This is a genomic window from Sulfuritalea sp. (assembly GCF_031426875.1).
Classification (GTDB): Bacteria; Pseudomonadota; Gammaproteobacteria; order Burkholderiales; family Rhodocyclaceae; genus Sulfuritalea.
Genome location: NZ_JASJPC010000001.1, coordinates 42001 through 68284 on the forward strand (window position 1 = coordinate 42001; position 26284 = coordinate 68284).

The 26284-nt window shown below is 61.0% G+C and carries 27 protein-coding genes and 4 pseudogenes; 20 read left to right on the forward strand and 11 right to left on the reverse strand.

Annotated elements, in window-relative coordinates; translation table 11 throughout:
• The first annotated feature begins 55 nt into the window (after window positions 1-55).
• The 8 genes from guaA to RMO95_RS00240 all read left to right on the forward strand — a co-directional run bounded on the left by guaA (window position 56) and on the right by RMO95_RS00240 (window position 9654).
• Window positions 56-1621, forward strand: a complete 1566-nt coding sequence (gene guaA, locus RMO95_RS00205) for a glutamine-hydrolyzing GMP synthase (protein ID WP_310448565.1) — start codon at window positions 56-58, stop codon at window positions 1619-1621.
• 461 nt (window positions 1622-2082) lie between these two features.
• On the forward strand, window positions 2083-2427 hold the full coding sequence (locus tag RMO95_RS00210) for a cobalt-zinc-cadmium resistance protein (protein WP_310448566.1): 345 nt from the start codon (window positions 2083-2085) through the stop codon (window positions 2425-2427).
• A gap of 115 nt (window positions 2428-2542) precedes the next feature.
• Window positions 2543-3862 (forward strand): TolC family protein, encoded by a 1320-nt coding sequence (locus RMO95_RS00215; protein ID WP_310448567.1) that lies wholly within the window; start codon window positions 2543-2545, stop codon window positions 3860-3862.
• A gap of 41 nt (window positions 3863-3903) precedes the next feature.
• Complete coding sequence (locus tag RMO95_RS00220) at window positions 3904-5148, forward strand: efflux RND transporter periplasmic adaptor subunit (RefSeq protein WP_310448568.1); 1245 nt, start codon at window positions 3904-3906, stop codon at window positions 5146-5148.
• 9 nt (window positions 5149-5157) lie between these two features.
• Window positions 5158-8271 carry a CusA/CzcA family heavy metal efflux RND transporter gene (locus RMO95_RS00225; RefSeq protein WP_310448569.1) on the forward strand — a complete coding sequence of 1038 codons (3114 nt, stop codon included), beginning with the start codon at window positions 5158-5160 and terminating at the stop codon, window positions 8269-8271.
• Window positions 8268-8699 carry a hypothetical protein gene (locus RMO95_RS00230; RefSeq protein ID WP_310448570.1) on the forward strand — a complete coding sequence of 144 codons (432 nt, stop codon included), beginning with the start codon at window positions 8268-8270 and terminating at the stop codon, window positions 8697-8699. Before RMO95_RS00225 ends, RMO95_RS00230 begins: the two co-directional genes overlap by 4 nt.
• Before the next feature lie 38 nt (window positions 8700-8737).
• The gene (locus RMO95_RS00235; RefSeq protein WP_310448571.1) at window positions 8738-9079 is read left to right on the forward strand and encodes a P-II family nitrogen regulator; all 342 of its coding nucleotides are present in this window, start codon (window positions 8738-8740) and stop codon (window positions 9077-9079) included.
• A gap of 8 nt (window positions 9080-9087) precedes the next feature.
• Window positions 9088-9654 carry an ankyrin repeat domain-containing protein gene (locus tag RMO95_RS00240; protein ID WP_310448572.1) on the forward strand — a complete coding sequence of 189 codons (567 nt, stop codon included), beginning with the start codon at window positions 9088-9090 and terminating at the stop codon, window positions 9652-9654.
• A 79-nt stretch (window positions 9655-9733) separates the two neighbouring features.
• Here the strand turns inward: RMO95_RS00240 and RMO95_RS00245 are convergent, their stop codons facing one another.
• The 5 genes from RMO95_RS00245 to RMO95_RS00265 form a co-directional block, all read right to left on the reverse strand.
• Complete coding sequence (locus RMO95_RS00245; protein WP_310448573.1) at window positions 9734-9997, reverse strand: SHOCT domain-containing protein; 264 nt, start codon at window positions 9995-9997, stop codon at window positions 9734-9736.
• 102 nt (window positions 9998-10099) lie between these two features.
• Window positions 10100-10678 carry a hypothetical protein gene (locus tag RMO95_RS00250; protein WP_310448574.1) on the reverse strand — a complete coding sequence of 193 codons (579 nt, stop codon included), beginning with the start codon at window positions 10676-10678 and terminating at the stop codon, window positions 10100-10102.
• A gap of 31 nt (window positions 10679-10709) precedes the next feature.
• Entirely contained in the window at window positions 10710-11051 is a 342-nt protein-coding gene (locus RMO95_RS00255; RefSeq protein ID WP_310448575.1) for a cytochrome c, read from the reverse strand.
• Window positions 11052-11055: 4 nt separating this feature from the next.
• Complete coding sequence (locus tag RMO95_RS00260; RefSeq protein WP_310448576.1) at window positions 11056-11409, reverse strand: cytochrome c; 354 nt, start codon at window positions 11407-11409, stop codon at window positions 11056-11058.
• Window positions 11406-12182, reverse strand: a complete 777-nt coding sequence (locus tag RMO95_RS00265) for a ferredoxin--NADP reductase (RefSeq protein ID WP_310448577.1) — start codon at window positions 12180-12182, stop codon at window positions 11406-11408. Before RMO95_RS00265 ends, RMO95_RS00260 begins: the two co-directional genes overlap by 4 nt.
• 154 nt (window positions 12183-12336) lie before the next feature.
• Here RMO95_RS00265 and cadR point away from each other — a divergent pair, with 154 nt between their 5' ends.
• Entirely contained in the window at window positions 12337-12813 is a 477-nt protein-coding gene (cadR, locus tag RMO95_RS00270) for a Cd(II)/Pb(II)-responsive transcriptional regulator (RefSeq protein WP_310448578.1), read from the forward strand.
• Window positions 12814-12924: 111 nt separating this feature from the next.
• Here cadR and lspA read toward each other — a convergent pair whose 3' ends face one another.
• Both lspA and RMO95_RS00280 read right to left on the reverse strand, forming a co-directional pair.
• Window positions 12925-14004: a signal peptidase II gene (lspA, locus tag RMO95_RS00275; protein ID WP_310448579.1), complete on the reverse strand. Its 1080-nt coding sequence runs from the start codon at window positions 14002-14004 to the stop codon at window positions 12925-12927.
• Window positions 14001-16214, reverse strand: coding sequence for a heavy metal translocating P-type ATPase (locus RMO95_RS00280; protein ID WP_409574912.1), 2214 nt, complete (start codon window positions 16212-16214; stop codon window positions 14001-14003). Before RMO95_RS00280 ends, lspA begins: the two co-directional genes overlap by 4 nt.
• 84 nt (window positions 16215-16298) lie before the next feature.
• On the opposite strand from RMO95_RS00280, the gene RMO95_RS00290 reads away from it, so the two are divergent.
• Window positions 16299-16637 carry a YnfA family protein gene (locus RMO95_RS00290; protein ID WP_409574913.1) on the forward strand — a complete coding sequence of 113 codons (339 nt, stop codon included), beginning with the start codon at window positions 16299-16301 and terminating at the stop codon, window positions 16635-16637.
• Window positions 16638-16643: 6 nt separating this feature from the next.
• Window positions 16644-16901: pseudogene (locus tag RMO95_RS00295) on the forward strand (MerR family transcriptional regulator); the annotation flags it as partial.
• Here the strand turns inward: RMO95_RS00295 and RMO95_RS00300 are convergent.
• Window positions 16884-17006: pseudogene (locus RMO95_RS00300) on the reverse strand (transposase); the annotation flags it as partial. The pseudogenes RMO95_RS00295 and RMO95_RS00300 sit on opposite strands and share 18 nt — an antisense overlap.
• Window positions 17007-17177: 171 nt before the next feature.
• Between RMO95_RS00300 and RMO95_RS00305 the strand changes: the two are divergent.
• Window positions 17178-17771: pseudogene (locus tag RMO95_RS00305) on the forward strand (CNNM domain-containing protein).
• Window positions 17723-18481, forward strand: coding sequence for a hemolysin family protein (locus RMO95_RS00310; protein WP_310448581.1), 759 nt, complete (start codon window positions 17723-17725; stop codon window positions 18479-18481). The pseudogene RMO95_RS00305 and the gene RMO95_RS00310 overlap by 49 nt, the downstream one beginning before the upstream one ends.
• A gap of 74 nt (window positions 18482-18555) precedes the next feature.
• Here RMO95_RS00310 and RMO95_RS00315 read toward each other — a convergent pair whose 3' ends face one another.
• Entirely contained in the window at window positions 18556-19230 is a 675-nt protein-coding gene (locus RMO95_RS00315; RefSeq protein WP_310448582.1) for a Bax inhibitor-1/YccA family protein, read from the reverse strand.
• A gap of 156 nt (window positions 19231-19386) precedes the next feature.
• On the opposite strand from RMO95_RS00315, the gene RMO95_RS00320 reads away from it, so the two are divergent.
• The 4 genes from RMO95_RS00320 (at window position 19387) to RMO95_RS00335 (ending at window position 23028) form a co-directional block, all read left to right on the forward strand.
• A complete protein-coding gene (locus RMO95_RS00320) occupies window positions 19387-19842 on the forward strand; it encodes a lipopolysaccharide assembly protein LapA domain-containing protein (protein ID WP_310448583.1) in 456 nt (151 codons plus the stop codon).
• 89 nt (window positions 19843-19931) lie between these two features.
• Window positions 19932-21122 carry a cation:proton antiporter gene (locus tag RMO95_RS00325; RefSeq protein ID WP_310448584.1) on the forward strand — a complete coding sequence of 397 codons (1191 nt, stop codon included), beginning with the start codon at window positions 19932-19934 and terminating at the stop codon, window positions 21120-21122.
• A gap of 2 nt (window positions 21123-21124) precedes the next feature.
• On the forward strand, window positions 21125-22255 hold the full coding sequence (locus RMO95_RS00330) for a YbdK family carboxylate-amine ligase (RefSeq protein ID WP_310448585.1): 1131 nt from the start codon (window positions 21125-21127) through the stop codon (window positions 22253-22255).
• Window positions 22252-23028 (forward strand): type 1 glutamine amidotransferase, encoded by a 777-nt coding sequence (locus RMO95_RS00335; RefSeq protein WP_310448586.1) that lies wholly within the window; start codon window positions 22252-22254, stop codon window positions 23026-23028. The genes RMO95_RS00330 and RMO95_RS00335 overlap by 4 nt, the downstream gene beginning before the upstream one ends.
• On the opposite strand, the pseudogene RMO95_RS00340 reads toward RMO95_RS00335, so the two are convergent.
• Window positions 22953-23257, reverse strand: a pseudogene (locus RMO95_RS00340) (M48 family metalloprotease); the annotation flags it as partial. The gene RMO95_RS00335 and the pseudogene RMO95_RS00340 overlap by 76 nt on opposite strands.
• A gap of 234 nt (window positions 23258-23491) precedes the next feature.
• Between RMO95_RS00340 and nhaR the strand changes: the two are divergent.
• From nhaR to RMO95_RS00355, 3 genes are read left to right on the forward strand one after another with little or no spacing between them, the layout of a single operon-like run.
• Window positions 23492-24415 (forward strand): transcriptional activator NhaR, encoded by a 924-nt coding sequence (nhaR, locus tag RMO95_RS00345; RefSeq protein WP_310448587.1) that lies wholly within the window; start codon window positions 23492-23494, stop codon window positions 24413-24415.
• Between the two features lie 14 nt (window positions 24416-24429).
• Window positions 24430-24978, forward strand: coding sequence for a hypothetical protein (locus tag RMO95_RS00350; RefSeq protein ID WP_310448588.1), 549 nt, complete (start codon window positions 24430-24432; stop codon window positions 24976-24978).
• Window positions 24979-25015: 37 nt separating this feature from the next.
• A complete protein-coding gene (locus RMO95_RS00355; RefSeq protein ID WP_310448589.1) occupies window positions 25016-25276 on the forward strand; it encodes a hypothetical protein in 261 nt (86 codons plus the stop codon).
• A gap of 27 nt (window positions 25277-25303) precedes the next feature.
• Here RMO95_RS00355 and RMO95_RS00360 read toward each other — a convergent pair whose 3' ends face one another.
• Window positions 25304-26014 (reverse strand): ankyrin repeat domain-containing protein, encoded by a 711-nt coding sequence (locus RMO95_RS00360; RefSeq protein WP_310448590.1) that lies wholly within the window; start codon window positions 26012-26014, stop codon window positions 25304-25306.
• Window positions 26015-26284: the final 270 nt, after the last annotated feature.

Consider the following 26284-nt stretch of genomic DNA (forward strand, 5'->3'; position numbering starts at 1 on the left):
AAGTGCCGACGTTAGCCTTCACTGAAACTGCATTTTCTTTTACCGAGACCCCACCATGGCCCACCAGAAAATTCTCATCCTCGACTTCGGTTCCCAGGTCGCACAGCTCATTGCCCGCCGCGTGCGCGAACAACAGGTGTATTGCGAACTGCATCCCTTTGACGTCAGCGAGGCATTCATCCGCGAATTCAATCCGCAGGGCATCATCCTCTCCGGCGGGCCGAACTCGGTCTATGAGGCCGAGGAATGGAAGGCGCCGCAGATCGTCTTCGAACTGGGTGTGCCCGTCTTGGGTGTCTGCTACGGCATGCAGACCATGGCTGCACAGCTCGGCGGCAAGGTCGAAAGCAGCCACAAGCGCGAATTCGGCTACGCTGAAATGCGCGCCCGCGGCCACTCCAAACTGTTCGACGGCATCCAGGATCGCACCAATGCGGAAGGCCATGGCCTGCTCGAAGTCTGGATGAGCCACGGCGACAAGGTCACCGAACTGCCGCCCGGCTTCAAGGTCATCGGCAGCAACGAATCGACGCCGATAGCCGCCATGGCAGACGAGGCGCGCGGCTTCTATGCCGTGCAGTTCCATCCGGAAGTCACCCACACGCTGAAAGGGCGCGAGATCTATTCCCGTTTCGTGCGCGACATCTGTGGCTGCCGCGGCGACTGGAACATGCCCAACTACGTGGAGGAGGCGATTGCCAAGGTACGCGCCCAGGTTGGCGCGGAGGAAGTCATTCTCGGTCTTTCTGGCGGCGTCGATTCATCGGTGGTTGCCGCACTGCTGCATCGTGCGATCGGCGATCAGTTGACCTGCGTCTTCGTCGACAACGGCCTGCTGCGGCTCAACGAAGGCGTGCAGGTGATGGACACCTTCGCCCGCAACCTGGGCGTCAAGGTGATCCATGTCGATGCGGTGAACCAGTTCATGGGACACCTGAATGGCATTGCCGATCCGGAACAGAAGCGCAAGATCATCGGTCGCGAGTTTGTCGAGGTGTTTCAGGCCGAGGCACAGAAGCTGCCCAACGCCAGATGGCTCGCGCAGGGCACCATCTATCCCGATGTGATCGAATCGGCCGGCGGCAAGACCAAGAAGGCACACGCCATCAAGAGCCACCACAACGTCGGCGGCCTGCCTGAGACGCTGAACCTCAAGCTGCTGGAACCGTTGCGCGAACTGTTCAAGGACGAAGTGCGCGAGTTCGGCGTGGCGCTCGGTTTACCGCACGAAATGGTCTATCGCCATCCCTTCCCCGGTCCAGGCCTCGGCGTGCGCATCCTCGGTGAAGTGAAGCACGAGTTTGCGGAGTTGCTGCGCCGCGCCGACGCGATCTTCATCGACGAACTGCGCGCCGCCGACTGGTACGACAAGACCAGCCAGGCGTTTGCCGTGTTCCTGCCGGTGAAGAGCGTTGGCGTCATGGGCGACGGCCGCACCTACGAATACGTAGTGGCCCTGCGTGCCGTGCAGACCTCCGATTTCATGACCGCCAAATGGGCCGAACTGCCCCATGAACTGTTGGGCAGGGTCTCCAATCGCATCATCAACGAAGTGCGCGGTATCAACCGCGTGGTCTACGACATTTCGGGCAAACCACCAGCGACGATAGAGTGGGAATGATTACATAGCATTTCGGTACTATTCGTACCTATTCAAAAAATACGAAAACCCCTTGGTAAAATAAGGGGTTTTCTGTTTTTTACTATTCCTGACTATTCAGGGTAGCCCACTTGTGGAGACGGTATCGGTGACGGTATTGGCATTTCTTGAGAGCTCCAGTAACATCGATACCGTCAACATCAAATGGACGCGTTGACGGTATCGTGAAATGCAAAACTGAGCTTCCCTCTGTTTTTCGTCTTCCAACCCATCGGCATTATGCCGCCAATTGCTGCTCATGCTGAGTGCTGATCCAGTCTTCCAGGAATTTCATGGGCGAGGCGTAGCCGAGCGTGGAATGCGGCCTCTCAAAACATTCTCCGCGGGTCGATCTCCCGTCGGGCGGTCAAGCCTCACACAATCGAGTCAATCGACCTCTGATGGGTTTTTCTAAGCTGCCAACTGCTATAATGGCGGCGCCTATGAGACGCTTCCTCGCCATTCTGCTGCTGGTTATGCTACCGCTAAATGCCGCTTTTGCTGCGGCTGCCGGTTATTGCCAGCATCAGAAGGAATCTCCGCAGGCGGCGCATTTCGGACACCACGTGCATCAACATGATCGCTCGGCGGACAAGTCGGGTGACACCGGCACCCAGGTCGATCCCGACTGCGGATTCTGCCATCTGTCGTTCTCGTCGTTCGTCCCGGCTTTGTCGCCGACGCTGGGCGATAACAGTCCGCCCCAACTCGTGGCACTCCCTGTCGCGGAGTTCTGCTCCACCACTGTCGATCCCTTCGACCGTCCGCCACTCGCCCGCCTCGCCTGATCCGGCGGGACGCGCTACACCTTTTCGTCCTTGACGGCTGACCAAGCCCGCGCCAGCGGGCTGTCGGCTGCGTTCCGTCGGATTCTTCGCATGATTCAACTCGCTGAGGAATTCGATGAAAAAGACACTATTGCTATTGCTGGGGCTGCTTACCGCGCTGCTCGCCCACGCGCAAAACTCGCGATACCCGGCCAACCCGGTCGCGACGCCTGCACCTGTTGACGCCACTGCGACGGCGGCCAATTTCCCGCTGACCCTGGAAGCCGCCTGGCAACTCGCCGACCAGTCAAATCCAGTCCTGAACAGCGCACGGGCGAATCTCGCCGCCGCCGAAGGACAACTCGCCGACGCCCAGGGATTGCTCTGGAACAATCCGCAGATCGCCGCCGAGCGCCTGCGGCGGACGGTCCCAGACCCTACGCTGAACGAACGCACACAGCGCGAGTGGAACGTCGGCCTGACGCAGACGCTGGAGATTGCCGGCCAGCAGGGCTATCGGCGGACGGCTGCGGAACAGGAACTGGCGGCGCTGCGCGAAACCATCGAGGAAGCCCGCCGGCAATTGCGCGCCGAGGTCGAACAGAAGTTCGTCCGCGTGGTGAGCCTGCAACTACGCGCCGAGATGGAAACGGGTCTGGTCGATCTGATCAAGAACAACAGCGCGGTGACCCGCAAGCGCTTCGACGCGGGAGAAGACACCAAGCTCGACGCCAATCTTGCCGAAGTCGAACTCGGACGGACGCGCAACCAGCTTGAGTCCGTTGGCGAACAACTGATCCAGGCCCGCGCCGATCTGGCCATGCTGCTACAACTTCCTGCAGAGAAGCTGCCTGTCGTCAAAGGGGCGCTCGTCGCGAAACCGGAACTGCCTTATACCCTGGAACAGCTGCTGGCAGCGGCTGCGAGCCGAGCGCAGCTGCGTGCCCTCGACTATCGTGAACAAGCGGCACGCAACCGGCTCGGCCTCGAACGCGCCGCCGTCTATCCCGATGTCACCGTCGGCCTGAGTTCGGCCCGCGAAGGCCCCGGCGATGCCCGCGAGAAGATCGTCGGGCTGAGTGTATCGCTCCCCTTGCCACTCTTCCGGCGCAATGCCGCCGGCATCGGTAAGGCCTCGGCCGAACTGACCCAGGCCGAGATAGAGAAGCAGGCCGCCGGCCGTGACACCCGCGCCCGTGTCCTGGCTCTGTGGCAGAAGCTCGACAGCTTGCACCAGCGAACACAACGGCTCGATCAGTCGGTATTGCAACGCCTCGAAGAAAACCAGCGCCTATCCACCGTCGCTTATCGCGCCGGCGAGATCAGCCTGGTGCAGATGCTGCTCGCCACCCGGCAGGTGCTCGACACCCGCCGCGAGGTACTGGAGGCGATGACCGATTTCGCCCTGACCCGCAGCGAGCTGGAACAGAGCGCCGGCTGGACGGGAACGAAATGATGGCCGGCCACCTGAAGAACACACGTATTGGAAAAGAACTCATGAAGACATCAAGAACGGAACTGGGCATCGCGCTAGTGATCGCCATGGCGAGCATCTCCCTGGCCGGCTGCGGCAAACCCGAACCATCGCCGACGGCGGCCGCGCAGCCGGCTGCCGCGAAGCCCGGCGCGTCGGCCGACAAACCGGGTGAAAAGAAAGGCGAGCACAAGGAAGGCGAGGCCGGACACGGCGAGGAGGAGCAATTGAAGCTCAGCGCCGAGGCGATCGAGGCTGCCGGGATCAAGGTCGAAGAACTCGCTGCACAGGAAATCAGCGAGCAGTTGACGGTCACCGCCACCATCCGCCCCAACCAGGATCGCATCACCCATGTCGCACCACGGGTGCCGGGACGCATCGTCAAGGTCCACGTCAATCTCGGCGATCGGGTGAAGGCCGGACAGGCGCTGGCCGTGCTCGACAGCCTCGATGTGGGCGAAGCGCACTCCAGCTATCTCCAGGCGAAGACCCAGCTCGCGGTGGCCAAGGCCGACTTCGAGCGTGCCGAGAAACTCCACGGCGATCAGATCATCGCCCAGAAGGACCATTTGCGCGCCCACGCCGAGTACGAGAAGGCCAAGGCATCGTTCGCCGCCGCCGGCGACAAGCTGCGCATGCTCGGGGTGGGGACAACGCCAGCCGACGATGGCCGGGCCGTATCGACTTTCCCGCTGACCACGCCGTTTGCCGGCACGGTAATCGAGAAGCACGCCATCCTCGGCGAGCTGGCTCAGCCCGACAAGCTGATATTCACCGTGGCCGACCTCTCGACGCTGTGGATCGAGGCCAATCTGTTCGAGAAGGACCTCGGCCGCGTCAAGACCGGCGCGGAGGCCGAGGTGACGGTCGCCGCCTATCCCGACCAGGTCTTCCGCGGCAAGCTGACCTACATCGCGGCAATGGTCGACAAGGAAACCCGCACCATCCAGGCGCGCCTCGAAGTCGCCAATCCGGACGGACGGCTCAAGCCCGAGATGTTCGCCTCCGCCGCAATCCGTACCGGCGGCAAGGGCCGTGGCCTGTTATTGCCGGAAAACGCGGTCGTGCTGGTGGACGGCAAACCCACGGTGTTCATCGAGGAGCATGGCGGCTTCGAGCCGCGTACCGTGGAACTGGGCGACAGACTGCGCGGCCGGGTCGTCATCAAGGCCGGGCTGCAGGCCGGCGATCTCGTGGTGACGGCCGGCACCTATGCCCTCAAGGCACGGGTGCAGAAGTCGCTGCTCGGCGAAGGCCACGCACACTAAGGGGGCAGCATGCTAAACGGAATTGTCGATCTCTCGCTGCGCTACAAACTCCTGGTCCTGCTGGGCTTCGTGCTGCTGACCTTCTTCGGTGTCCGCGCCGTGCTGACCGTGCCGGTGGATGCCTTCCCGGACGTCACGCCGAACCAGGTCAATATCTATACCGAGTCGCCCGGACTTGCCGCCGAGGATGTCGAGAAGCTGCTCACGGCGCCGATCGAATCCGCGATGGCGGGACTGTCGGGCGTCGAACAGATCCGCTCGGTGTCGCTGTTCGGCCTGTCCTACGTTGGGGTCTACTTCAAGGACGATGTGGATATCTACTTCGCCCGGCGCCTCGTCGGCGAGAAGCTGCAGGAGGCGAAGGAGCGCCTGCCGCAGGGCTATGGCGAACCGGCGCTGGGACCCAACAGCTCGGGCCTCGGCCAGGTGTTCTGGTACACCATCGAGTCGGCCGACCAGAAGCTCTCGGCGATGGATCTGCGGACCCTGCACGACTGGAGCGTGCGGCTCATGCTGCGCACCGCGCCCGGGGTGGATGACGTCACCACCTGGGGCGGCCAGGAAAAGCAGTATCAGGTCCTGATCCACCCGCAGAAGCTGATCAAGTACGGTCTGAGTTTCAAGGCGGTGATGGAGGCGCTCGCCGCCAACAACCGGCAAGTCGGCGGACAGTACGTCAACCTGGGTCAGGAGCAGTACCTGGTGCGCGGACTTGGCCTGGTAGCCAACACCACGGACATCGGCAGTATCGTCGTCGCCGCGCACGAAGGTGTGCCGATTTATGTGCGCGACGTGGCCGAAGTCAAGGAAGGCGCCGCCGTCCGCTTCGGCGCGGTAACCCGCGACGGCAAGGAGGTTACGCTTGGCATCGCGCTCTCCCGCATCAACGAGAACGCCAAGAATGTGGTGGACGCGGTGAAGCAGAAGCTCAAGCTGGCCCAGCAGGCGCTGCCCGCCGGCGTCACGCTCAATCCCGTCTACGACCGTACCGATATCGTCGACAAGGCGATCAAGACCGCCACGGCGGCGCTGACCGAAGGCTCGATCCTGGTGGCGATCGTGCTCTTCCTGTTCCTCGGCGAGATCCGCTCGGCGCTGGTGGTGATCGTGACCTTGCCGCTCGCCATGCTGATCGCCTTCCTGCTGATGCAGTACTTCGGCCTGTCGGCCAACCTCATGTCGCTGGCCGGTCTGGCCATCGGCATCGGCATGATGGTGGACGGCGCGGTGGTGATGGTGGAAAACGGTTTCCGATTGCTCTCCCACCAGGCGGGCAAGACGGTGAACCGCACCCATATCATCCTGGAGGCGGCGCGCGAGGTGATCAACCCGATCGCCTTCGCCATCCTCATCATCATCGTCGTGTTCCTGCCGCTGTTCTCGCTTACCGGCCTCGAAGGCAAGCTGTTCAAGCCGATGGCGCTGACCATCACCTTCGCCATGGTGGGCTCGCTGGTCTTGACGCTGACCCTGGTGCCGGTGCTCGCGGCGCTGATCCTGAAGCCGATGGAAGAGAAGGACACCTTCCTCGTGCGCTGGGTCAAGGCCGCCTACCTGCCGCTGCTCGACCGGGCGCTGGAGAACAAGAAGAAGGTGATCGGCGCCGCCGTGGTACTGCTGGTGGCGGCCCTCGCCACCTTCCCGTTTCTGGGCAAGGAGTTCATGCCCACGCTGCAGGAGGGCGCCATCATGTTCCGCGTCACCGGCATCCCTTCGACCTCGCTCGAGGAATCGGTGCGCGTCTCGCAGAAGATGGACGCGGTGCTGAAGCGGGAATATCCGCAGACCAGCTCGGTGCTCGCCACCATCGGCCGCGCCGAGAAGGGCGAGACCACCGACGCCAACTACATGGAAGTCCTGGTGGACGTGAAGCCTCGGGACGAATGGCCGGAGAAGATTTCCATGCCCGAGCTCTCCGACCGGATGAAGGAGACGCTGGAACAAGCGCTGCCGACCGTGGTATTGGGCAACACGCAGCCGATCCAGATGCGCGTCGAGGAACTGATCTCGGGCGTGCGCGCGACCCTGGCCCTCAAGCTTTACGGCCCCGAACTGGGTACGCTGGATCGCCTGGCGGCCGAGATCAAACCGGTGCTCGGTACCGTGCCGGGGGTCGCCGACCTCTCGCTGGAGGCCAACAAGGGCAAGCCGCAGATCGTGGTCAAGGTCAATCGGGAGGCCGCGGCGCGTTTCGGCATCAATGCCGACGAGATTCTCGAAGTGGTGCAGGCCGGCATCGGTGGCAAGGCCGTCAGCACCCTGCTCGATGGCGTGCGCCGCTTCGACATCCAGGTGCGGCTCGACCCGGCCTTCCGCGACAGCCTGCAGGCGATCGGCGACATTCCCTTGCGTACCCAGACCGGGGCACTGGTGCCTCTGTCGCGCGTCGCGACGGTGGAATTGGACGAGGGCTACACCTTCGTGCGCCGCGAGCAGCTCTCCCGTTACGCGGTACTGCAACTGGACGTGAAGGGCCGCGACGTGGACGGCTTCGTCAAGGAGGCCGACGCCAAAATCCGCAGCCAGGTGAAGCTGCCCGAGGGCTACTGGATCGAGTGGGGCGGCGCCTTCGAGAACCAGCAGCGGGCCATGGCCCGGCTTGCCGTGATCGTGCCGTTGACCATCGGGCTCATCTTCATCCTGCTCTACACGGCATTCAACTCACTCGCCCACGCCACGCTGATCATCGCCAACGTGCCTTTCGCGGTGATCGGCGGCGTCTTCGGCCTGGCAATCACCGGACAGTACGTGTCGGTACCTTCCGCCATCGGCTTCATTGCCGTGTTCGGCGTGGCGATGCTCAACGGCATCGTGCTGGTGTCGTTTCTGAATGATCGGCGACGACAAGGATTCAGCATCCGCGAGGCAGTGCGCGAAGGGGCGGCGCTGCGGCTACGGCCAGTGCTGATGACCGCTTCGGTGGCGATCCTCGGCCTGGTCCCGATGCTGCTCTCCCAAGGTGTTGGCGCGGAAACGCAGCGGCCCCTGGCCACCGTCGTCGTCGGCGGGCTGTTTACCTCGACCGCGCTGACGCTCCTGTTGCTGCCGCTCATGTATGAATGGCTGGAAACCCGGAGAGAGCGGAGTTCTCCGGGCTCGTCGGACGGACTGGGGAAATCATGAAAACACGGATTGCAGTATCGGCGTGGCTGGCTACGTTCGCGCTGGCTGGTTGCGCGGGCCATATGCACAATCTGGCCCAGGAAGATAGCGACCGGGACCTCACGGTTGGCAGGTTCCAGCACGAAGGGCCGGAGGGAGCGTCGATGGTTCTGGAGTGGCGGGGCGCCCGATTCGAGGCACGAGGCTTCGCCATCGAGCGCAATCAGAACCTCGCGAAATTGCAACGCCGTTACGGGACTGACCGTAGACATTGGGATCGGATTTCTTCGGGCATGGATACCGACCACTACGTGTATTCGGCCGAGCCCATATTGCGCGCCGGGAATGGCGCGACCTTGCGCTGCCACGCCGCATGGCAGGCAATGGCTATCCCGCAGGGACATTGCGTAACCGATGAGGGAACGTACATCAATTTCCGTTTCGAGTGAGCGGCATCAGGCCACGCAACGAACAAAGGAGAAATCACATGAAAGAGATCAAGGCATTCATCCGCCAACACCGCATCGCCGACGTGCTACAGGCGCTGCGGCAATCGGGCCTTTGCGAATTGGCTACCCCTGGCGCCAGTTGCCACAATATCACGGTATCCCAAGTGCAACGGCCGCTGGCCAGCACGGACCCGACACAGCAGCATTACTCCATGGACCTGGCCGAAGCTGTCGTCACCGAATACAAACTGGAACTGGCATGTGCTGACGACGTGGCCAATGCCCTGGTTGACGCCATCGCCAAGGCGGCGCATACGGGGCAGCCCGAAGCGGGCTGGATTTTTGTGAACGATATTCAGCGCTCAGTCCAGATTCGCTGAGGCGGGCAATGAAAAACAAGCGCAAGCACAGGCGCAGGCTGCCTGCGGCCCCCGAGGCTACACATCCTGCCGTGCAGACAAGCTGTCTGGCCGCCGTCCGGGCGGGACAACTGGAGCGAGTGCGCGTCCATCTGCAGGAAGGAGCAGCTGTCAATTGGCAGGATGAGAACGGCTTCAGCATGTTGTTCCATGCGATTTTCAGAAGGCATTTCGCGATTGCAGAGGAACTCCTCGCGCGAGGAGCGAACATCGATCTCCCGGACCGGCGTGGATGGACACCGCTATTCTGGGCGGCTTTCAATGGCCACACGGAGATCGTCGGTTTTCTGGTTGTGCACCTCGCCGATGCAAATGCGGGAACCCATGAAGGTGACCGGCCCTTGTTCATGGCTGCTTACAAGGGGCATCTGGAAGTGGTCCGCTTGCTGCTGGCCGGAGGAGCTCAGTGGGACGCGATGGACCCCGGAGGCCGGAATGCACTGTGGGTGGCGGGCATGAAGGGCCACGATGAGATCGTGGAACTGCTGGAAGCAAAAGCGGCCGCGCCGGGAAGGCAACTGCCGGACGTGCATTGAGGGGCTGCGCGATGAGTCAGAAAGTCGGCGCTGGGGCTACGGCGTTCTGGCGATCTGGCTTTCCTTCCGATATACGCGGTCAGCCCAGAATATCCTTTTTCATTTGTTCAAATTCTTCGCGGGAGATTTCACCCTTCGCATAGCGTTTCTCAAGAACCTCGATGGCTGTCTCGAAGTGCTGTGAGTGGCCTGATGGCCGGTTGGAATCGTTCCACCATGGCGGCCTGAAACCGCTACGCCCGAAGACAAAGTAGAACATGGTCACAAAAATAACGACCATGGCGATAGGCATGATGATGGGAAATGGCCACCATCCGCCCCACCAGAAATGTTCCGGGCCCATAAGATTTCTCCTGTCGTGGTTGATCAGCCTGGCCTGACGCCGGGCTTCAGGCTCATGAATGCCCGCAGTGAAGGTGGGTTTGCGAGAGCGCCTGTTGGCCCATTACTTCTTGCCGGCCGGCGCGAGCGTCGTGGCGCCCTTCTCATTCCCGCCCGTCATGGCGGGATCCATCATTCCGCCCATGCCCCCGCCCATCATGTCCATGTTCTCCTGCATCATTTGCTGCTGCATGCCCATGCAGGCTCCCGTCATCTGCTGGCGGCGCTTCATGGCCTGGGGCGAGGTGTCCTCGGGGTTCCACCACCCCATGCCTCGCATGCCGCCCATCCCGTGCATACCGCCCATGCCCTGCTTGCCGTCGCCACCCCAGCACCCCATGCTCGCCATCATTGGCCCCATCATCATGCCGCAACCGGGCACGGCGTCGGAGCCATGCATCATGCGCATGCCTTCCTGCATCGCAGTCCAATGCTCCTGCATCAGCTTCTGGCGCTGGACGGGATCGCTGCTCTGTTGAATTCTCTGCCACTGCTGTTGCATCAGTTTCATGTGATCCTGCATCTTGCCCATGTATTCCTGGAAGGCCTTGTCGTCCGATGCCGCTTTGGGATCGGCCGCGTGGACAGCGGAAAATCCGAGAGCGCCCATGGCAACCAGGCCAATTATCAACGTATGTTTCATGCTCGATTACTCCTCGGTGAAGTTTGGCGAATTACCCGCCGCACCAGGTCGCACGGCGGGTGGTGAGACCGGTCCGAGCCCCGTAGTAGGCGGCCAGATCGGCGATTTCCTGATCGGTGAGGCGCTCGGCCTGGGGACGCATCGTCGCGTCGTTGCGCAACCCGGCACGGTAGGCGCGCAGCGCCGATTCCAGGTAAGCCTCGCGCTGCCCGGCAAGCCGGGGAAACTGGTCCGTTGCGCTGTTGCCGTTCGGCCCATGGCAGGCCGCGCAGACTTGTTCGGCCTTGAGCCTGCCCGACGACGAAACGCTTGCTGCCGGAGACACGCCGACCCAGGACAGCGCCAGCAGGAACGCGATCGATAGCGATTTCATTTCCTCACTCCGCCTGCGCGTAGGAGCGGGCGATGTCCGCGATATCCCGGTCCGTCAGCATCGAGGCCATGCGGTTCATGACCGGATGCCGACGCTCGCCGGAACGGTATGCCTTGAGGGCCTTTCCCAGATATGCGGCGTGCTGCCCGCCGAGCTTCGGCGCGGTATCTCCCCGACTCATGCCCATACCCATACCCATTCCCATGCCGCCGCGCATTCCCATGTCGTGGCAGCCGTGACACATCTCCAGCTTGTTCCAGCCGCCGCCCTGGCGCCCGGATTGCCAGCCTTGCGCCAGGACCGACTGGGCACCGCAGGTCGCGAGGACAAACAGGAGAATCAGTCGAGAGCGCTTCATTTCTCTACGAATGCCCGTTCGATCACATAGTCGGCCGGAGCACCGATGTGCGGTGAAATCCGGAAGCCGCGTGAATTCAGCAGGTCGCAGCAGTCCTGCAGCATGGCGGGACTGCCGCAGATCATCGCCCGATCGACGGCCGGATCCAGTGGTGGCAGGCCGATGTCCGCGAACAGTTTGCCGCTGTCGATGAGTTCCGTCAGCCGCCCCTGGTTGCGGAAAGGCTCGCGGGTCACTGTTGGGTAATAAATGAGCTTGTTGCGGACTTCCTCGCCGAAGAATTCGTTTGCCGGAAGTTGCGTGATGATGAAGTCAGCATAGGCCAGTTCGCTCACGTGGCGGACGCCATGAACAAGCACCACTTTCTCGAACCGTTCGTAGGTTTCCGGATCCTGGATGACGCTCATGAAGGGGGCAAGACCGGTGCCCGTGGCAAGGAGATAGAGATTCTTTCCCGGCAGAAGGTCGTGCAGCACCAATGTGCCGGTGGGTTTGCGGCTGACGACGATGGGGTCGCCCGGCTGCAGATGTTGCAGGCGGGACGTCAGCGGACCGTCTTGCACCTTGATGCTGAAGAACTCGAGATGTTCCTCGTAATTCGGACTGGCAATGCTGTAGGCCCGGGTCAGCGGTTTTCCGTTTACGTCGAGTCCGACCATCACGAACTGGCCATTGGCGAAACGCAGCCCGGGATTGCGGCTCGTCTTGAAACTGAATAACGTTTCGTTCCAGTGATGGACGCTCAACACTTGTTCTGTTAGCAATGTGCTCATTTCAACTCCTTTCAGTCTGCTACCATAAAGTCTTGTGTGGCTACAGAGTCAAGTGTTTAATGGCCTTGATATCAAGGCGGCTAAAACGTGGATGGACTTGGGCTACGTCCGGTGCGGCGTTTCCGCGTTGCACTTCTGGATTTGAGGGTTCAACGTGAAAATTGGTGATCTGGCCCGAATCACGGGCACGAATGCGGAAACGATTCGTTATTACGAGCGCGAGGAGCTATTGCCTGTGGCTGCCCGAACCGACAGCAACTACCGCATTTACGGTGAAGCTCACTTGGAGCGACTTTCCTTCATCCGCAACTGCCGTAACCTGGACATGACGCTCGATGAAATTCGGAAACTGCTTCGCTTCAAAGATAACCCTGCGAATGATTGTGAGGGTGTGAATCAACTGCTCGATGGGCACATTGATACCGTAGGCAATCGCATCCGCGAACTGAGGCATCTCGAACAGCAACTCAAAGGACTACGCAAGCTGTGTCGGGACCCGCTGGATGCCGGACACTGCGGAATTCTCAATGAGTTGGCGCAACCGGTCGATATGCCTCCCCGTTCGCATGTCAAAGTTGAACGTGTGCCGCATACGCTCCGGGGTGTGAAGCAAATGTCCTCCAAGAAATAGGATTGCCCCGCCACAGCCATTGCTTCACCCTGGCTTCGGTCAAGCGCAAGGCGACTACAACACTGATCCGACGCATGGATACTCCTCGATGGATAATGCTCACATGCGCTTCTATCTTGGTACGGCGTTACGGACAGTTCTGTCAGTGCCGGTTACGAACGTCGCGAGAACAAGAAATGTCGCGCCCAGGCTGATGCCAATGTCGGCAAAGTTAAACGCCGGCCAATGAATTCCATGCCAATGGAAATCCAGAAAGTCGACAACATGTTCTTGCAATATTCGGTCCAGCATATTGCCCAGAGCCCCGCCTAGTACGAGGCTGTAGCCAGCCGATTCCAGTCCGGGTTTACCCTGACGAAGAGCGAACATCAACCACCCCGAAATGCACAGAGCCAGTGCGATGAAGAAATATCGCTGCCACCCCCCGGCATCCGCCAGGAAACTGAATGCCGAACCGGGATTGACGACGTACACCAGATTAAAGAATGAAGTAACCGGCGTTTGCTCACCATAGACGAATGTATCGATGATTGTCAGTTTGACGAATTGATCGGTCAGCATGACCAGAAACGCCAGGCCATACCATGGCAAGGTGGGCAACGACGTCGGCAGGTTGCTGAATCTGTCGCCGATGCGGATCAAGGCATTTGCGATGGTGAGGCAGACCAGACCCAAACTCCATCCCGCCAACACGTCGGACGGGAAATGCATGCCCGCAGCGATACGCGCCCAGCCGACCATCAGCGGATACAGCACCAGAGCCACCCGCAATTGCTTTCCCGCCAAGGGCCAAAGCGCTCCGGCAACCAATGCCGCGTAGGTCGCATGCCCGCTCGGCAGGCTGTAACTCAGGTCAGTACCTTCCGTGTGACGCACCAGGTCACCTAGAACCGCTGCCGGACGCGGATAACCCAGCGTCAGTTTTAGCAGCGCGGCCAGAAGCACCGCCAATCCGAACGCAACAATAAAGCAGATCAACTGCTTATGTGCCGTCTCGGAGGGCTGTCTTTCAGTCTCCGATCGCGACCACAGCCATAGGCCAATCGCCACAAAGGGCGCAGTCCAGTAATTGCCGGCGAACCCGAATATCGAGATCAACGGTGTCAATGTCGATGGGGCATGGCTATAGATCTGCTGGAAAAGTGTGACATTCCATCCGAACCAGTCGTACAGCACAAATTTCCAGTTCATTTGCGCAGCAGCCGCAATCCATTGAACACTACGATCAGGCTCGCCCCCATGTCGGCAAAGACCGCCATCCACATGGTGGCGCTACCAAACAATGCAAGCGTCAAGAATACGACCTTGATACCAAGGGCCAGCGTGATGTTCTGCCAGAGTACTGAATGGGTATGCCGCGACAGCCGAATGGCTTCAGGAATCCGTCGCAGATCGTCGTTCATGATCACGATGTCGGCGGCTTCCATCGCGGTATCGGTACCTGCCGCGCCCATCGCCACGCCGATATCGGCACGGGCCAGAGCTGGCGCGTCGTTGATTCCGTCGCCGGTCATGGCGGTCAAACCATAACGGCCTTGCATTTCCTCGATGGCCGCCAGCTTGTCTTCGGGCAGCAGGTTGCCGCGCGCATCGTCGATGCCGGCCTCGCGGGCAATGGTGACGGCCGTCGCGCTGTTGTCGCCGGTAAGCATCACCGAGACGACGCCAAGTTGATGCAGTTCAGCGATGGCCGTGCGCGAGCTGTCTTTGATCGTGTCGGCGACGGCAAAGATTGCCAGTACGTGCCGTTCCGAGGCCAGCATCGTCACGCTGCGCCCCTGCGATTCATGCACCTCCAACCGCGCCTCGATTTCCTTGCTGCACAGGCCGCGCTCCTCGATCAAGCGATGATTGCCCAGCGTCAGCCGTTCGCCATCGGTGCGTGCCTCGATGCCTCGCCCGGGAAGCGCGACGAAATCCTGGAGGCCATTCTCGGGCAGGTTGAGTCCGCGCGCGATAGCCTTCGAGACGGGATGATCGGAGTGCCCAGCGAGGCTGGCGGCCCACGCCAACACCCGGGCTTCTGGCACGGCCGAAGACAACACCTCGGTCGCCACCAGGCGCGGCTTGCCTTCGGTGATGGTGCCGGTCTTGTCCAGCGCGATAGCGCGCAGCTTGCGCGCCTCTTCCAGATAGACGCCCCCCTTGATCAGAATGCCGCGCCGCGCTGCCGCCGCCAATCCGCTGACCACCGTAACCGGCGTGGCGATCACCAACGCGCACGGGCAAGCGATCACCAGCAACACGAGCGCCTTGTACAGCGCATCGGACCAGTTCCAGCCGAGCAGCCAGGGCGTCAACAGGGCCACCGCGACGGCCATCGCGAACACCGACGGCGTGTATATCTCGGCAAAGCGGTCAACGAAGCGCTGAGTCGGTGCCTTTGTTCCTTGGGCTTGCTCCACGGCATGAATGATTCGGGCCAGCGTCGTATTGGTGGAGATCGCCGTGACGCGGAATTCGAGCATGCCGGTTTCGTTGATCGTGCCGGCGAACACCATATCGCCCTCGGCTTTGTCCACCGGGATGCTCTCGCCGGTGACCGGGGCCTGGTTGACCGCGCTCGTTCCCGCCGTCACGCGGCCATCGAGCGGGATTCGCGCGCCAGGCTTGACGCGCACGCAGGCGTCGAGCGCCACTTGCCCGGCAGGGACTTCACGCCAGACGCCTTCGGCCTGCCTAACCTCAGCCGTATCGGGTGTCAGATCGAGCAGGCTCTTGATGGCATTGCGCGCTCGATCCACCGAACGCGCCTCGATCAGTTCGGCGATGGCATACAGCGCCATGACCATCGCCGCCTCGGGCCATTGTCCGATCAGGAAGGCACCGGTCACGGCCACGCCCATCAGCGCGTTCATGTTCAACTGGCCCCGGCGCAACGCCGCCAATCCCTTGGTGTAGGTCGACAAGCCGGCGAGCCCGATGGCGATGAACGCCATCGTCATGCCCAGCCCCATGAACAGCATCGTATCGGGCGCAATAAAGTGCACCAGTTCGGCGCCCGTGGCCAAGGCCAGCGCCAGCAGGGCTTTCCACAAATCGGCCTTTACCGAACTGACTTCCTTTGCATCCGAGCCAGTGGCAAGCGTCTTGGTTTCGTAACCAGCCTGCCGAATGGCCGCGACGGCGGCGGGCAATACCGAGTCGGGTGCGTCGATGGACAGCGTCCGTGCCGACAGTTGGAAGCTCAAGGAACGAATGCCATCGATACCCACCAGGGCGCGGCGAATGTCGTTTTCCTCGCTGGGGCAATCCATCGCCGGAATCAGCAGCACGGTCGCGCCAGCCTGACTAGCCGCGACGGGCGCTTCGGAAAGGGGAAGCGTTGTCGAACAACTGTCGCTGCAACCGCAGCCGGAGGATTTGATTGGAATGGTGTGTTCGGATGTAGGCGATGTCATGCAAATTCTCCTTGCTTTCCAGCATTTGAAACCCTGTAGCGACTAAAGAGTCAAGCAGCTACAATGATGATGGAAGGAAAAAAGATGCTGGAGTTTTTCAGGATATCTGGTCTCTTCGTCATTACAGCGCTGGCTGAGATTGTCGGTTGCTACCTGCCGTGGCTTGTCTTGACGCAAGAACATTCCCGCTGGCTGCTTATCCCAGCCGCTCTGTCGCTGGCAGCGTTCGCTTGGTTGCTCACGATGCATCCTGGCGCGGCTGGGCGTATCTATGCAGCCTATGGCGGCGTCTATGTTGTCATCGCCATGCTTTGGCTTTGGCAGGTCGACGGCCTTACTCCGACGCGCTGGGATCTAGTCGGCGGCGCGGTGAGCCTTGTCGGCATGGCCATCATTGCCATGCAGCCAGGTCGAAGTGTTTAGGCGCTTATGAAAATCGGAGAACTTGCCAGCCATGCCGGCGCCCAAGTGGAGACCATTCGCTATTACGAGCGCGAGGGCCTGCTGCCTGAAACTGCGCGTACCGATGGCAACTACCGCATCTATGGGCCGACACATGCGGAACGGCTGCGCTTCATACGCAACTGTCGCAGTCTGGACATGACGCTCGACGAGATTCGGCTATTGCTGCGCTTCAAGGATTCGCCAGCGGAAAACTGCGGGGGCGTGAATGACTTGCTCGATCAGCCCCAGTTCCCGGGCCACGGCTCCAACGCTCTGGCCAGCCTTCACTCGTTTCACCGCCAGTCCCTTGAACTCGGCCGTGTATTCCTGCTTCGGTATCTTCTTCAACTTCGCTTCTCCTTCCAATTTACCGGGGCGTTATACCCCATCTCTTGGAAGACGAATTTTCGGGGGAAGCTCATCTTTGATGGGGCAGTCATTCATCGTTAACTGATCCGGGATTACGCCATGGAAATCCCGTTGCTCATCATCCTGATGCTGATCAACGGCCTCTTCGCCATGTCCGAGATCGCCTTGGTAACGGCACGTCGCGCGCTACTGGCAAGGCTTGCCGAGAATGGCGATGGGGCTGCCGCGGTCGCGATCACGCTGCATGACGAGCCGACGCGTTTCCTGTCGACCATCCAGATCGGCATTACTTCGATCGGCATCCTTAACGGTATCGTCGGCGAGGCGATCCTGGCCGCCCCGTTCGCCGCCTGGCTTTACGGTCTGGGCTTCGACCAGCAAGCCAGCAGCATCGCCGCCACAGCGCTGGCGGTGGTGGTCATCACATATGTGTCCATCGTCATCGGCGAACTGGTACCCAAGCGTATTGGCCAGATCGATCAGGAAGGAATCGCCCGCCCCGTGGCGCGCCCGATGTAGTTTCTCGCGCTGTTCACGCGGCCTTTCGTGCACCTGCTCAGTTTCTCCACCGACACGGTCCTGCGCCTGCTGGGACAGCACGAACAGGCTGCCCATGGCGTGACGGAAGACGAGATTCACGCCATGATCGAGGAAGGCTCCGAAGCCGGGGTGATCGAGCGGCAGGAAAACACGAGATGGTGCGCAATGTCTTCCGCCTGGATGACCGCCAGATCGGTTCGCTGATGATTCCCCGAGCCGATATCGTCCACCCGGATGTCGAGCGCTCGCTGGAAGAGAACCTGCAATGGATTGCCGCCTCCGACCATTCTCGCTTTCCGGTTTGTCGCGACGGACTGCATGAAGTACTCGGCATCGTCAATGCCAAGCAGTTGTTGAACCAGAAGCTCAAGGGCGGACCGATCGAGCTCGCCACCCAGTTGCAACCCGCCGTTTTCATTCCGGAAACCCTGAACGGCATGGACTTGCCGGGGCATTTCCGCGCCTCCGGCATGCAGATGGTGCTGGTGGTCGATGAATATGGCGAGGTACAGGGTTTGGTCACGCTGCAGGACGTGCTGGTGGAGGCCGTCACCGTCGAGTTCAAGCCGCACAATCAGGAGGATGCCTGGGCGGTCCAGCGCGAAGACGGTTCGTGGCTGTTTGACGGCCTGATTCCGGTGCCCGAATTGAAGGACCGGCTGGAGCTGAAGGCCGTCCCCGATGAAGACAAGGGGCGCTACCACACGCTTAGCGGCCTCATGATGTGGTTGCTGGGGCGCCTGCCGCAGACGCGCGATATTGCCCATTGGGAGCGCTGGCCGCTGGAAGTGGTCGATCTCGACGGCAAGCGGGTGGATAAGGTGCTCGCGAGCCGATTGCCTGAACCGGCAGAGCCACCCACCGACGATGCGCAGGTCTCGGACCAGGTCGCCGGCGGAGTCGGCAGTTCGTGAATTGCCGATAAAGGTGCGAATCCACGGGCCGACCACCTTGCTTGTTTCAGGCAGTCGGCATCGTACTGCTTTGATCAGTCGCTGCTGTTCATGAAGCCCAGCAAATGCAGGAGACTGGTGAAGAGATTGAAAATCGACACGAACAGCGTCACGGTCGCCATGACGTAGTTGGTTTCGCCGCCATGAATGATGTTCGAGGTTTCATACAGGATCAGACCCGACATCAACAGGACAAAGGCGGCCGAGACGGTCAGCGACAGCGCCGGAATCTCGAAAAATATCGCGGACAGGCCGGCTAGGAAGGCGAGCAGGACGCCGACCATCAGGAAGCCGCCCATGAAGCTGAAATCCTTGCGCGTGGTCAGCGCGTAACCGGACAGGCCGAGGAAGATCGCGGCGGTGCCGGTCATGGCCATCATCACTGTCTGGCCGCCGTTGGGCAGGCCAAGATAGTGGCTGACAATCGGCCCCAGGGTGTAGCCCATGAAGCCGGTCAGGGCGAATACCGATACCAGGCCCCAAGCGCTGTTGCGCAGCTTGGTCGTAGCGAACAGCAGGCCGAAGTAGCCGACCAGGGTCACTACCAGGCCGGGATGCGGGAGTTTCAGTGCGACCGCAGCGGCCGCGGTTGCCGCGGCGAACAGTAGCGTCATCGATAGCAGCATGTAGGTATTGCGAATCACCTTGTTGGTCGCCAGCACCGACTCGGCGCCACTATGCGGAATGGCAATTGCCTGCAGGTTTCTCATTTCCTTCTCCTCGTTAACTTGGATTACAGACGGATACGAGTCCATTGTAGGAGCTTTAAATGTATCGATCCATTCGAATTGTCTGTGGTCACACTTCGATATATTCGAATTAAAGAGTTGGCTATTGCATAGGCTTCATCGTCTTTTGCGATTATCGTGTTCCAATTGATTCGTCGCTCAGGATTGAAACCGGAGCACCAAAATGGAAAATTCGTCATGCAGCTCACATTGATTGTCGGTATCGTCTTTGCCATTGGAGCGGTGTTGTTCGCTCTGCAGAACAACACGCCGGTGGTGGTGACGCTTGCCGTTTGGCGTTTCGAGGGTTCGCTGGCGCTGGTATTGCTGCTGTCGCTCGGTCTCGGTGCGCTGATTGCCGGCCTGCTTTCCTCACCGACCGTAATCCGTGGGCAGTGGGCGACGGCACGGCTCGGTCGCCAGGTCGCAGACCTTGAGCGCAAATTGGCCGAGCAACAGCGCCGCGGCGACGAACTCGCGGCGGAACTCGCCAAAGCGCAGTCCACACCCGCGATCGCGGAAACCGAAAAACCCTATGTCGGGCTGCGCACCTTGCTCACCGGGGGCGAGGGCAGCAAGCCGTCACCGGACTGAAAGTTGGTGCTGGCGGGACGGTGACCCTGGCGGCGCCGGCAAAGATCGAAGGCCGGTTGATGTCGGACATGCTTGAATAAAGGGAGACCATGGCAGCGAGTCTCAACCTCATCCTTGTCGAGATCGCCTGGCCGGCCGCACTGGCGCTTGCCTGGGTGGCAGGCGAATTCGGGCGTCGCTGGCTCGGTTTGCCGCGGATCAGCAGTTACGCCATCGCCGGATTCCTGATGGCTTCGAGCCAGGGCGGCTTTCTGTCCCAGCCGTCCGGCGAAGCGATGGTGTTGCTGACCAATGTCGCCCTCGCGCTGATTCTGTTCGAGCTAGGCTATCGCATCAACCTCGGCTGGCTGCGCGCCAATCCGTGGCTGGGCGCTACCAGCGTGGTCGAAGCCACGGGTACCTTCGCTGTGGTGTTTTTCATCGCCCGGATATTCGACCAGGCGCCGATACCCTCGCTGTTGCTGGCGGCCCTGGCGGTGCCGACCTCGCCGGCTGCCGTGCTGAGGGTGGTCAACGAATTGCGCGGATCGGGGCAGGTGACCGAGCGCACGCTGCATCTGTCGGCCTTTAACTGCGTATTCGCAGTCGTCGCCTTCAAGGCTGTCGTGGGTTACGCGATGCTGACAGGCAACGGCGGTGTATTCACTGCGGTGTGGAACAGCGTGGTCGTGGTTCTGGTGTCCGCCGGACTGGGCACCCTGTTCGGTGTCGCAGTTCCCGGCCTGCTGCGCGTCACCGGCGGACTCACGCACCACACCACGGTGGCATTTGCCCTGGCCGTGCTGCTGCTCACGGCACTGACCGATGCCTTCAAGTTCTCGCCGATCCTCGCCGCGCTGGCTTTCGGACTGGTCGCCCGTCATCGTCGCGTCCTGCTGTCGCAGGCCCAGCGAAATTTCGGTGCCCTGGGCGACCTGCTGACCGTGTTGTTGTTTGTGTTCATTGCGTCCACGCTCGATTGGCGCCATGTTGTCGCCGGCATCGAACTGGGTGTGGCAGTGCTGATGGCGCGCCTGCTGGTCAAAACCTGCGCGACCACGCTGTTCGCCCGGATCAGCGGACTGAGCTGGCGCAAGGGAGTCTTGACCGGCGTCGCGCTGATGCCGCTGTCTGTGTTCTCCATGATGCTGCTGGAACAGACGCGGCATCTCGATGCGAAACTCGTCGAGCACCTGCCCGGAGTGGCCGCCATGATGCTGTTGCTCAACGTGCTGGGGCCGCTGGCAACGCAATGGGCGCTGTGCCGTGCCGGCGAAGCGCAACCGGGACGGGAGGGCTGAGCATGGCGCTCGAAGCCTTCAAGACCAGCAGTCCGCTGACCATGGGCGTCGAACTCGAACTGCAGTTGGTCAACCCCACCGATTTCGATCTCGCCGCGGCAGCCACCGACATGCTGCATCTGCTTGCCCGCAAACCCTTCCCCGGCGACGTCAAGCCGGAAATTACCGAGAGCATGATCGAGATCGCCACCGACGTGCATACCCGCCATGACGAACTGCTGGAACAGTTGCGACAGATGCGTGACACTCTGGTGGTGGCCGGCGACCGGCTCAATGTCGCGATTTGCGGTGGCGGTACCCATCCCTTCCAGCGCTGGTTCGACCAACGCATCTTCGCCAAGCCGCGCTTCAAGGAGCTTTCCGAACTTTACGGCTACCTCGCCAAGCAATTCACCGTGTTCGGCCAGCATGTGCATATCGGCTGCGGTTCCGCCGACGAAGGACTCTACCTGCTGCATGCGCTGAATCGCTATCTGCCGCATTTCATCGCGCTGTCGGCGTCGTCGCCCTTTTCGCAGGGAGTCGACACCCTGTTCGACTCGGCGCGCCTGAATTCGGTGTTTGCCTTTCCGCTTTCGGGTCGTGCGCCCTTCCTGCTAAAGTGGAACGACTTCGAACGCAATTACTTCGCCAAGATGGAGGCTACCGGGGTGGTGAAGAGCATGAAGGATTTCTACTGGGACATCCGCCCCAAGCCCGAGTACGGCACCATCGAGCTGCGCGTCTGCGATACACCGTTGAGTGTCGAACGTGCCGCGGCCTTGGCCAGCTACCTGCAGGCCCTATGCCGCATGCTGCTCCAAGGCCAGGAACCGCCGCCGGCCGAGGACGACTACCTGGTCTATAACTACAACCGTTTTCAGGCCTGCCGTTTCGGTCTCGACGGCGCCATCGTGCATCCGAAGACCAACGAGAACCGTTCATTGCGCGAAGACATCCTGGCCACGCTGCGCCACCTCACTCCCCATGCCGCGGCGCTGGACAGTCAGCCAGCTCTCGACGAGCTCTACGCCGTTGCTGTCCACGCGGGCAATCACGCCAGCTTCCTGCGCAGGCAATATAGCGAGCAGGGCGGCGTCGCGGGCGTGGTCGATGCAGCCGTCCGCAGCTTCCGCAACGGGAGGGCGACATGATAGGGCGGCGCCGGCCGATCCGCATCGGCCTTTCGGCCCGCATCTTTCATCCCGAGTTGGGCGGTGCCGGCATTCGCAGCAGGACGCTGCAGGTGCTGGAGCAAAGCGTGGCGCAGTGGGCCATGTCGCGGGATGTGCTGGTGCTGATGGTGCCCTCGGTGGTGGCCGATGGCACATTGCTGCGCAGCAATATCCGCCTACGCGACTATGCCGAGTATCTTGACGGATTGATCCTGCAAGGCGGCGCCGATGTCAGCCCGCAAGCCTATGGCGAAGAGCCGTTGCGGCCGGAATGGAATGGGGATGCGGTGCGCGACGCCTACGAACTGGAGCTGGTGCATGAGTTCATGGAAGCCCGCAAGCCCATTCTCGGCATTTGTCGCGGCATGCAGTTGATCAATGTCGCACTGGGCGGCTCGCTGTTCCAGGATCTGCCGACGCAATTCCCGGCAGCCTCCGGGCACGAGACGCCCGCTTACGATCGCAACAGCCACACGGTGAAGTTCGTCGCCGGCGGCAAGTTCGTCGACTGGTTCGGCGGCGGTGTCGAAGGCAAGGTCGTCTCGATCCATCACCAGGCGATCAACCGCCTCGGTCGTGGCGTGGTGGTGGAGGCCGAGGGTGCCGACGGCGTGGTGGAGGCGATACGCTGGGACGGTCGCAGCTTCGTCTGCGGCGTGCAATGGCACCCGGAGTTTCACGCCCAGTTCGCCGACGACGACTTGCTCGACTGCGCGCCGCTACTGGAGGCCTTTCTCGCCGCCGCGCGCTGAAGATCGCCGCTGGCGCAGGCAATGCCGAATGCGGCCATTTTGTCGGACAGAGGCTGCGGATGCAGCGAATTCAGGCGTTGCAGCGCGGCAATCATGTTTTGCCTACTGGCGAGGCTGGCGCCCCCTGATCGGCCCGGAATTCACGCTGGCGCGAGAACCACATGACGATGACGGAAGCCAGGACACCCAATACCAGTTCGGCAACGATCATGGTGACGAAGAAGGCCGGTGGACACTGCAATGAGTGATCTGTACTTGCTCATGCCGGTGGCAAAGGCATTGACGTTTGGTGATTAGGATAGCTCACCGATTGCGCGATGATAGAGCCGGCAAAAGACTCGTACAAATCGAATACAATTGAAAATTGATCGCATAAATGGATGTGACGGTCTGCGCACCCAGGCCGGATCCAGGCACCTGCCAGCGCTGCGGCGCACAGCGCATAAATCATCGACGAAACATCATGGCCGCCCTCAACTTCAAGCACTTGCGCTATTTCTGGATGGTTGCCAAATCCGGCAGCATCGCCCGCGCCAGCGAGCAACTGCATCTCACCCCGCAGTCGATCAGCGGGCAACTGAGTGAACTCGAAGCCACGCTCGGGGTTGACCTGTTTCGGCGTGTCGGACGTGGCCTGGAACTCACCGAAACCGGACAACGCCTGCTCGGCTACGCCGAACAGATATTCGCCCTGAGCGATGAAATGCTGGATTCGCTGCGCGACGGCGCGCTGCCGTACGGTGCACCGTTCCGCGTAGGCATTGCCGACTCGGTCCCGAAAATGGTGGCTTATCGCCTGGTCGAGCCGTCCCTCGGCTTCGAGGAACCGATCAAACTGATCTGCCGCGAAGGGCGTCTGACGACGCTGCTGGCGGACCTGGCGATACATCGCCTCGACATGGTGATCGCCGATCGTCCCATGCCCGACAACCTTAATGTGCGCGGTTACGACCATTTCCTGGGTGAAAGCGGTGTCAGCGTGTTCGGCGCGCAAGCCCTGGTTCAGCAGGTGTCGCGGCCATTTCCGCAGCTGCTTGACGCCGCGCCTTTTCTGCTTCCCGGAGTCGATGTGGCCTTGCAGCCGCGCCTGATGCGCTGGTTCGAGGCCGAGCGGTTGCGGCCGCGCATTGTCGGTGAGTTCGACGACAGCGCGCTGTTGCAGGCTTTCGGCCAGGCCGGGGCTGGTTTCTTTGTGGCGCCGACGGCGATCGAGTCCTACATCGTCAGTCAGCATGACGTTCAGGTCGTGGGCAGAATTGATACCGTGCGCGAACAGATCTTTGCCATTACCAATGAACGCAAGCTGACCCATCCCATCATTGCCGCCATCTGCCGGTTCGCCCAGCACGATATTTTTGGCGGAACCATCGCAGCGAGGAAGAAATGAGACTTGCAGCAAGCATGATGATCGCGGCGACTTCGCTTTGCCTGGGAGCATGCGCAGCCCCGCCGAAGAGCGCCGGAAATGCACAATCGGCCGCACCCCAATCGACGGGCTACAAGGCCGAGTCCGCCGCTACCCAGCGACTCCAGCAATCTCCCGCCGATAGTGATCAGGGTAGGCGAAAGCTTGCGCCCAAGCCAGCGCCACCGGTTTCTCCGCAGGCGGAAGCCAGCCATGAACCGGAACCCGATGCAGTCATAAAGATCGACCCGGGCAGCGGGGGATTTACCGTGGAGATGGAAGGCCGACTGGCGAAAATAGCCAATGAGGCAAAGCGGGATGAGCGCATTCTTCTGCGCCTCGAAAGCCATGTTCCGGATCGCGGCAGCCCGGCATTGAATATCGGACTCGCAGAGAAAGTCCTGCAAAGAGTCAAGGAACGCCTGCAAGAACTTGGCGTGCTCTCACGACGCATCCTGTTGGCCAGTTTCGGTGGTGAGCACGAAAAGGAGCGGGATTCGCGGCGGCACTGGGTGGAAATCTATCTGCTGCGGCCCGGTTACTAGTCGTGTGCCGTGACGCAGGCTGTAGCGATCATGCCTTATGGCCAGCGAACTGAAGTTCGCGCGACTCATTCAGCCGCGAAATCCCCTGTTCTGGGTACTTATCGTACTCAACGGCCTGTCGTCGGCCATCTCTTTCGTGTTGCACGCCTATCAACTGCCCATCGGCACCAGGCTGCTACTTGCTGGATTTGCATTGGGCAACGTGATCGCAGGAATCGTCATCGCCCTCCACCTGATGGCCGGCGAGCCGCTACGGGACGCGCGAGACGCCTCTGACGGCGCCGGGACGGGAAGGTAGGCTTCTCGCCGAGAGTAAGCCACTGGGTCAAGCAACGACTGCCGTATCGCGCTGAGACTGGCTTGCGGCCCGCCGCGAGGCTTCCGCTGCCTGAACTTCTTCGACCTTCTTCAAGAATTCGGCGACCGACGGAAAGTTGTTCTTTTGCGCCAGATCCGAAGCCTTGCCGGCAGCCCCGACCACCAATGGCGAGGCGCCGCGCTTGATCAGTAACTGGACTATCTTGAACTCCCCGCGCTGGGCGGCGCGCATCAGCGGCGTCGTGCCATCGGCGTCGGGCTCGTCGAGATCGAAATCCATGGCCAACAGGGTCTTGATATAGGAAAGATTGCGGCGCTCGATGGCGTCGAGCAACACTTTGGTAGCTTCGAGGTTCTGTTTGCGCTTTTTCGGTTCCAGCCCCGTGGGCAGCGCCTTGGCGCCATAGTTGAGCAGGGACAGCGCAACCATTGCGATCAGGGCGAGCAGCAGCGGTGTCTGGCTGATACCCAGCGAATCGGCCCATTGTTCCGGCAGATTGGCGCCAACTGCCAGCATTGCATACAGCAGGAAGAAGAAAAACCGCACATACAGGAAAAGGGCAAACACGACCATCAGCCCCAGGACCGCCATCAGCAGGCCCGGATCCAAGCCGATGCCGTCGAGCGCGTGCCGCGGAAGATTGGCAACCAATGCCATGCTCCCGACCAACCCAAGCAGGGTCCATTCCCTGATTTGCTTTTGTCTGACGATGTCCATATCAGTCGATAGCCTGTTTGCGTAGCGTTGATTTCACGAGTGAAAAACAATTGCCGGATGCCGAGTAATTTATTTTATGACTGAATCAGTACCCTGTGGCCGTCCTCGAAGAAATTTGATGAATTTTGGATAATTTAGCGCATCTTGCGTCAGGATGGAATGCTCTTATGGTGAGTAAAGTGATTTTCTTTGTGAAATTCCCCTACTAGTGACGATAAAATAATTGTGCATAGCGGCAATCCACTGGCAAGACAACAAGGAGAAGTATTG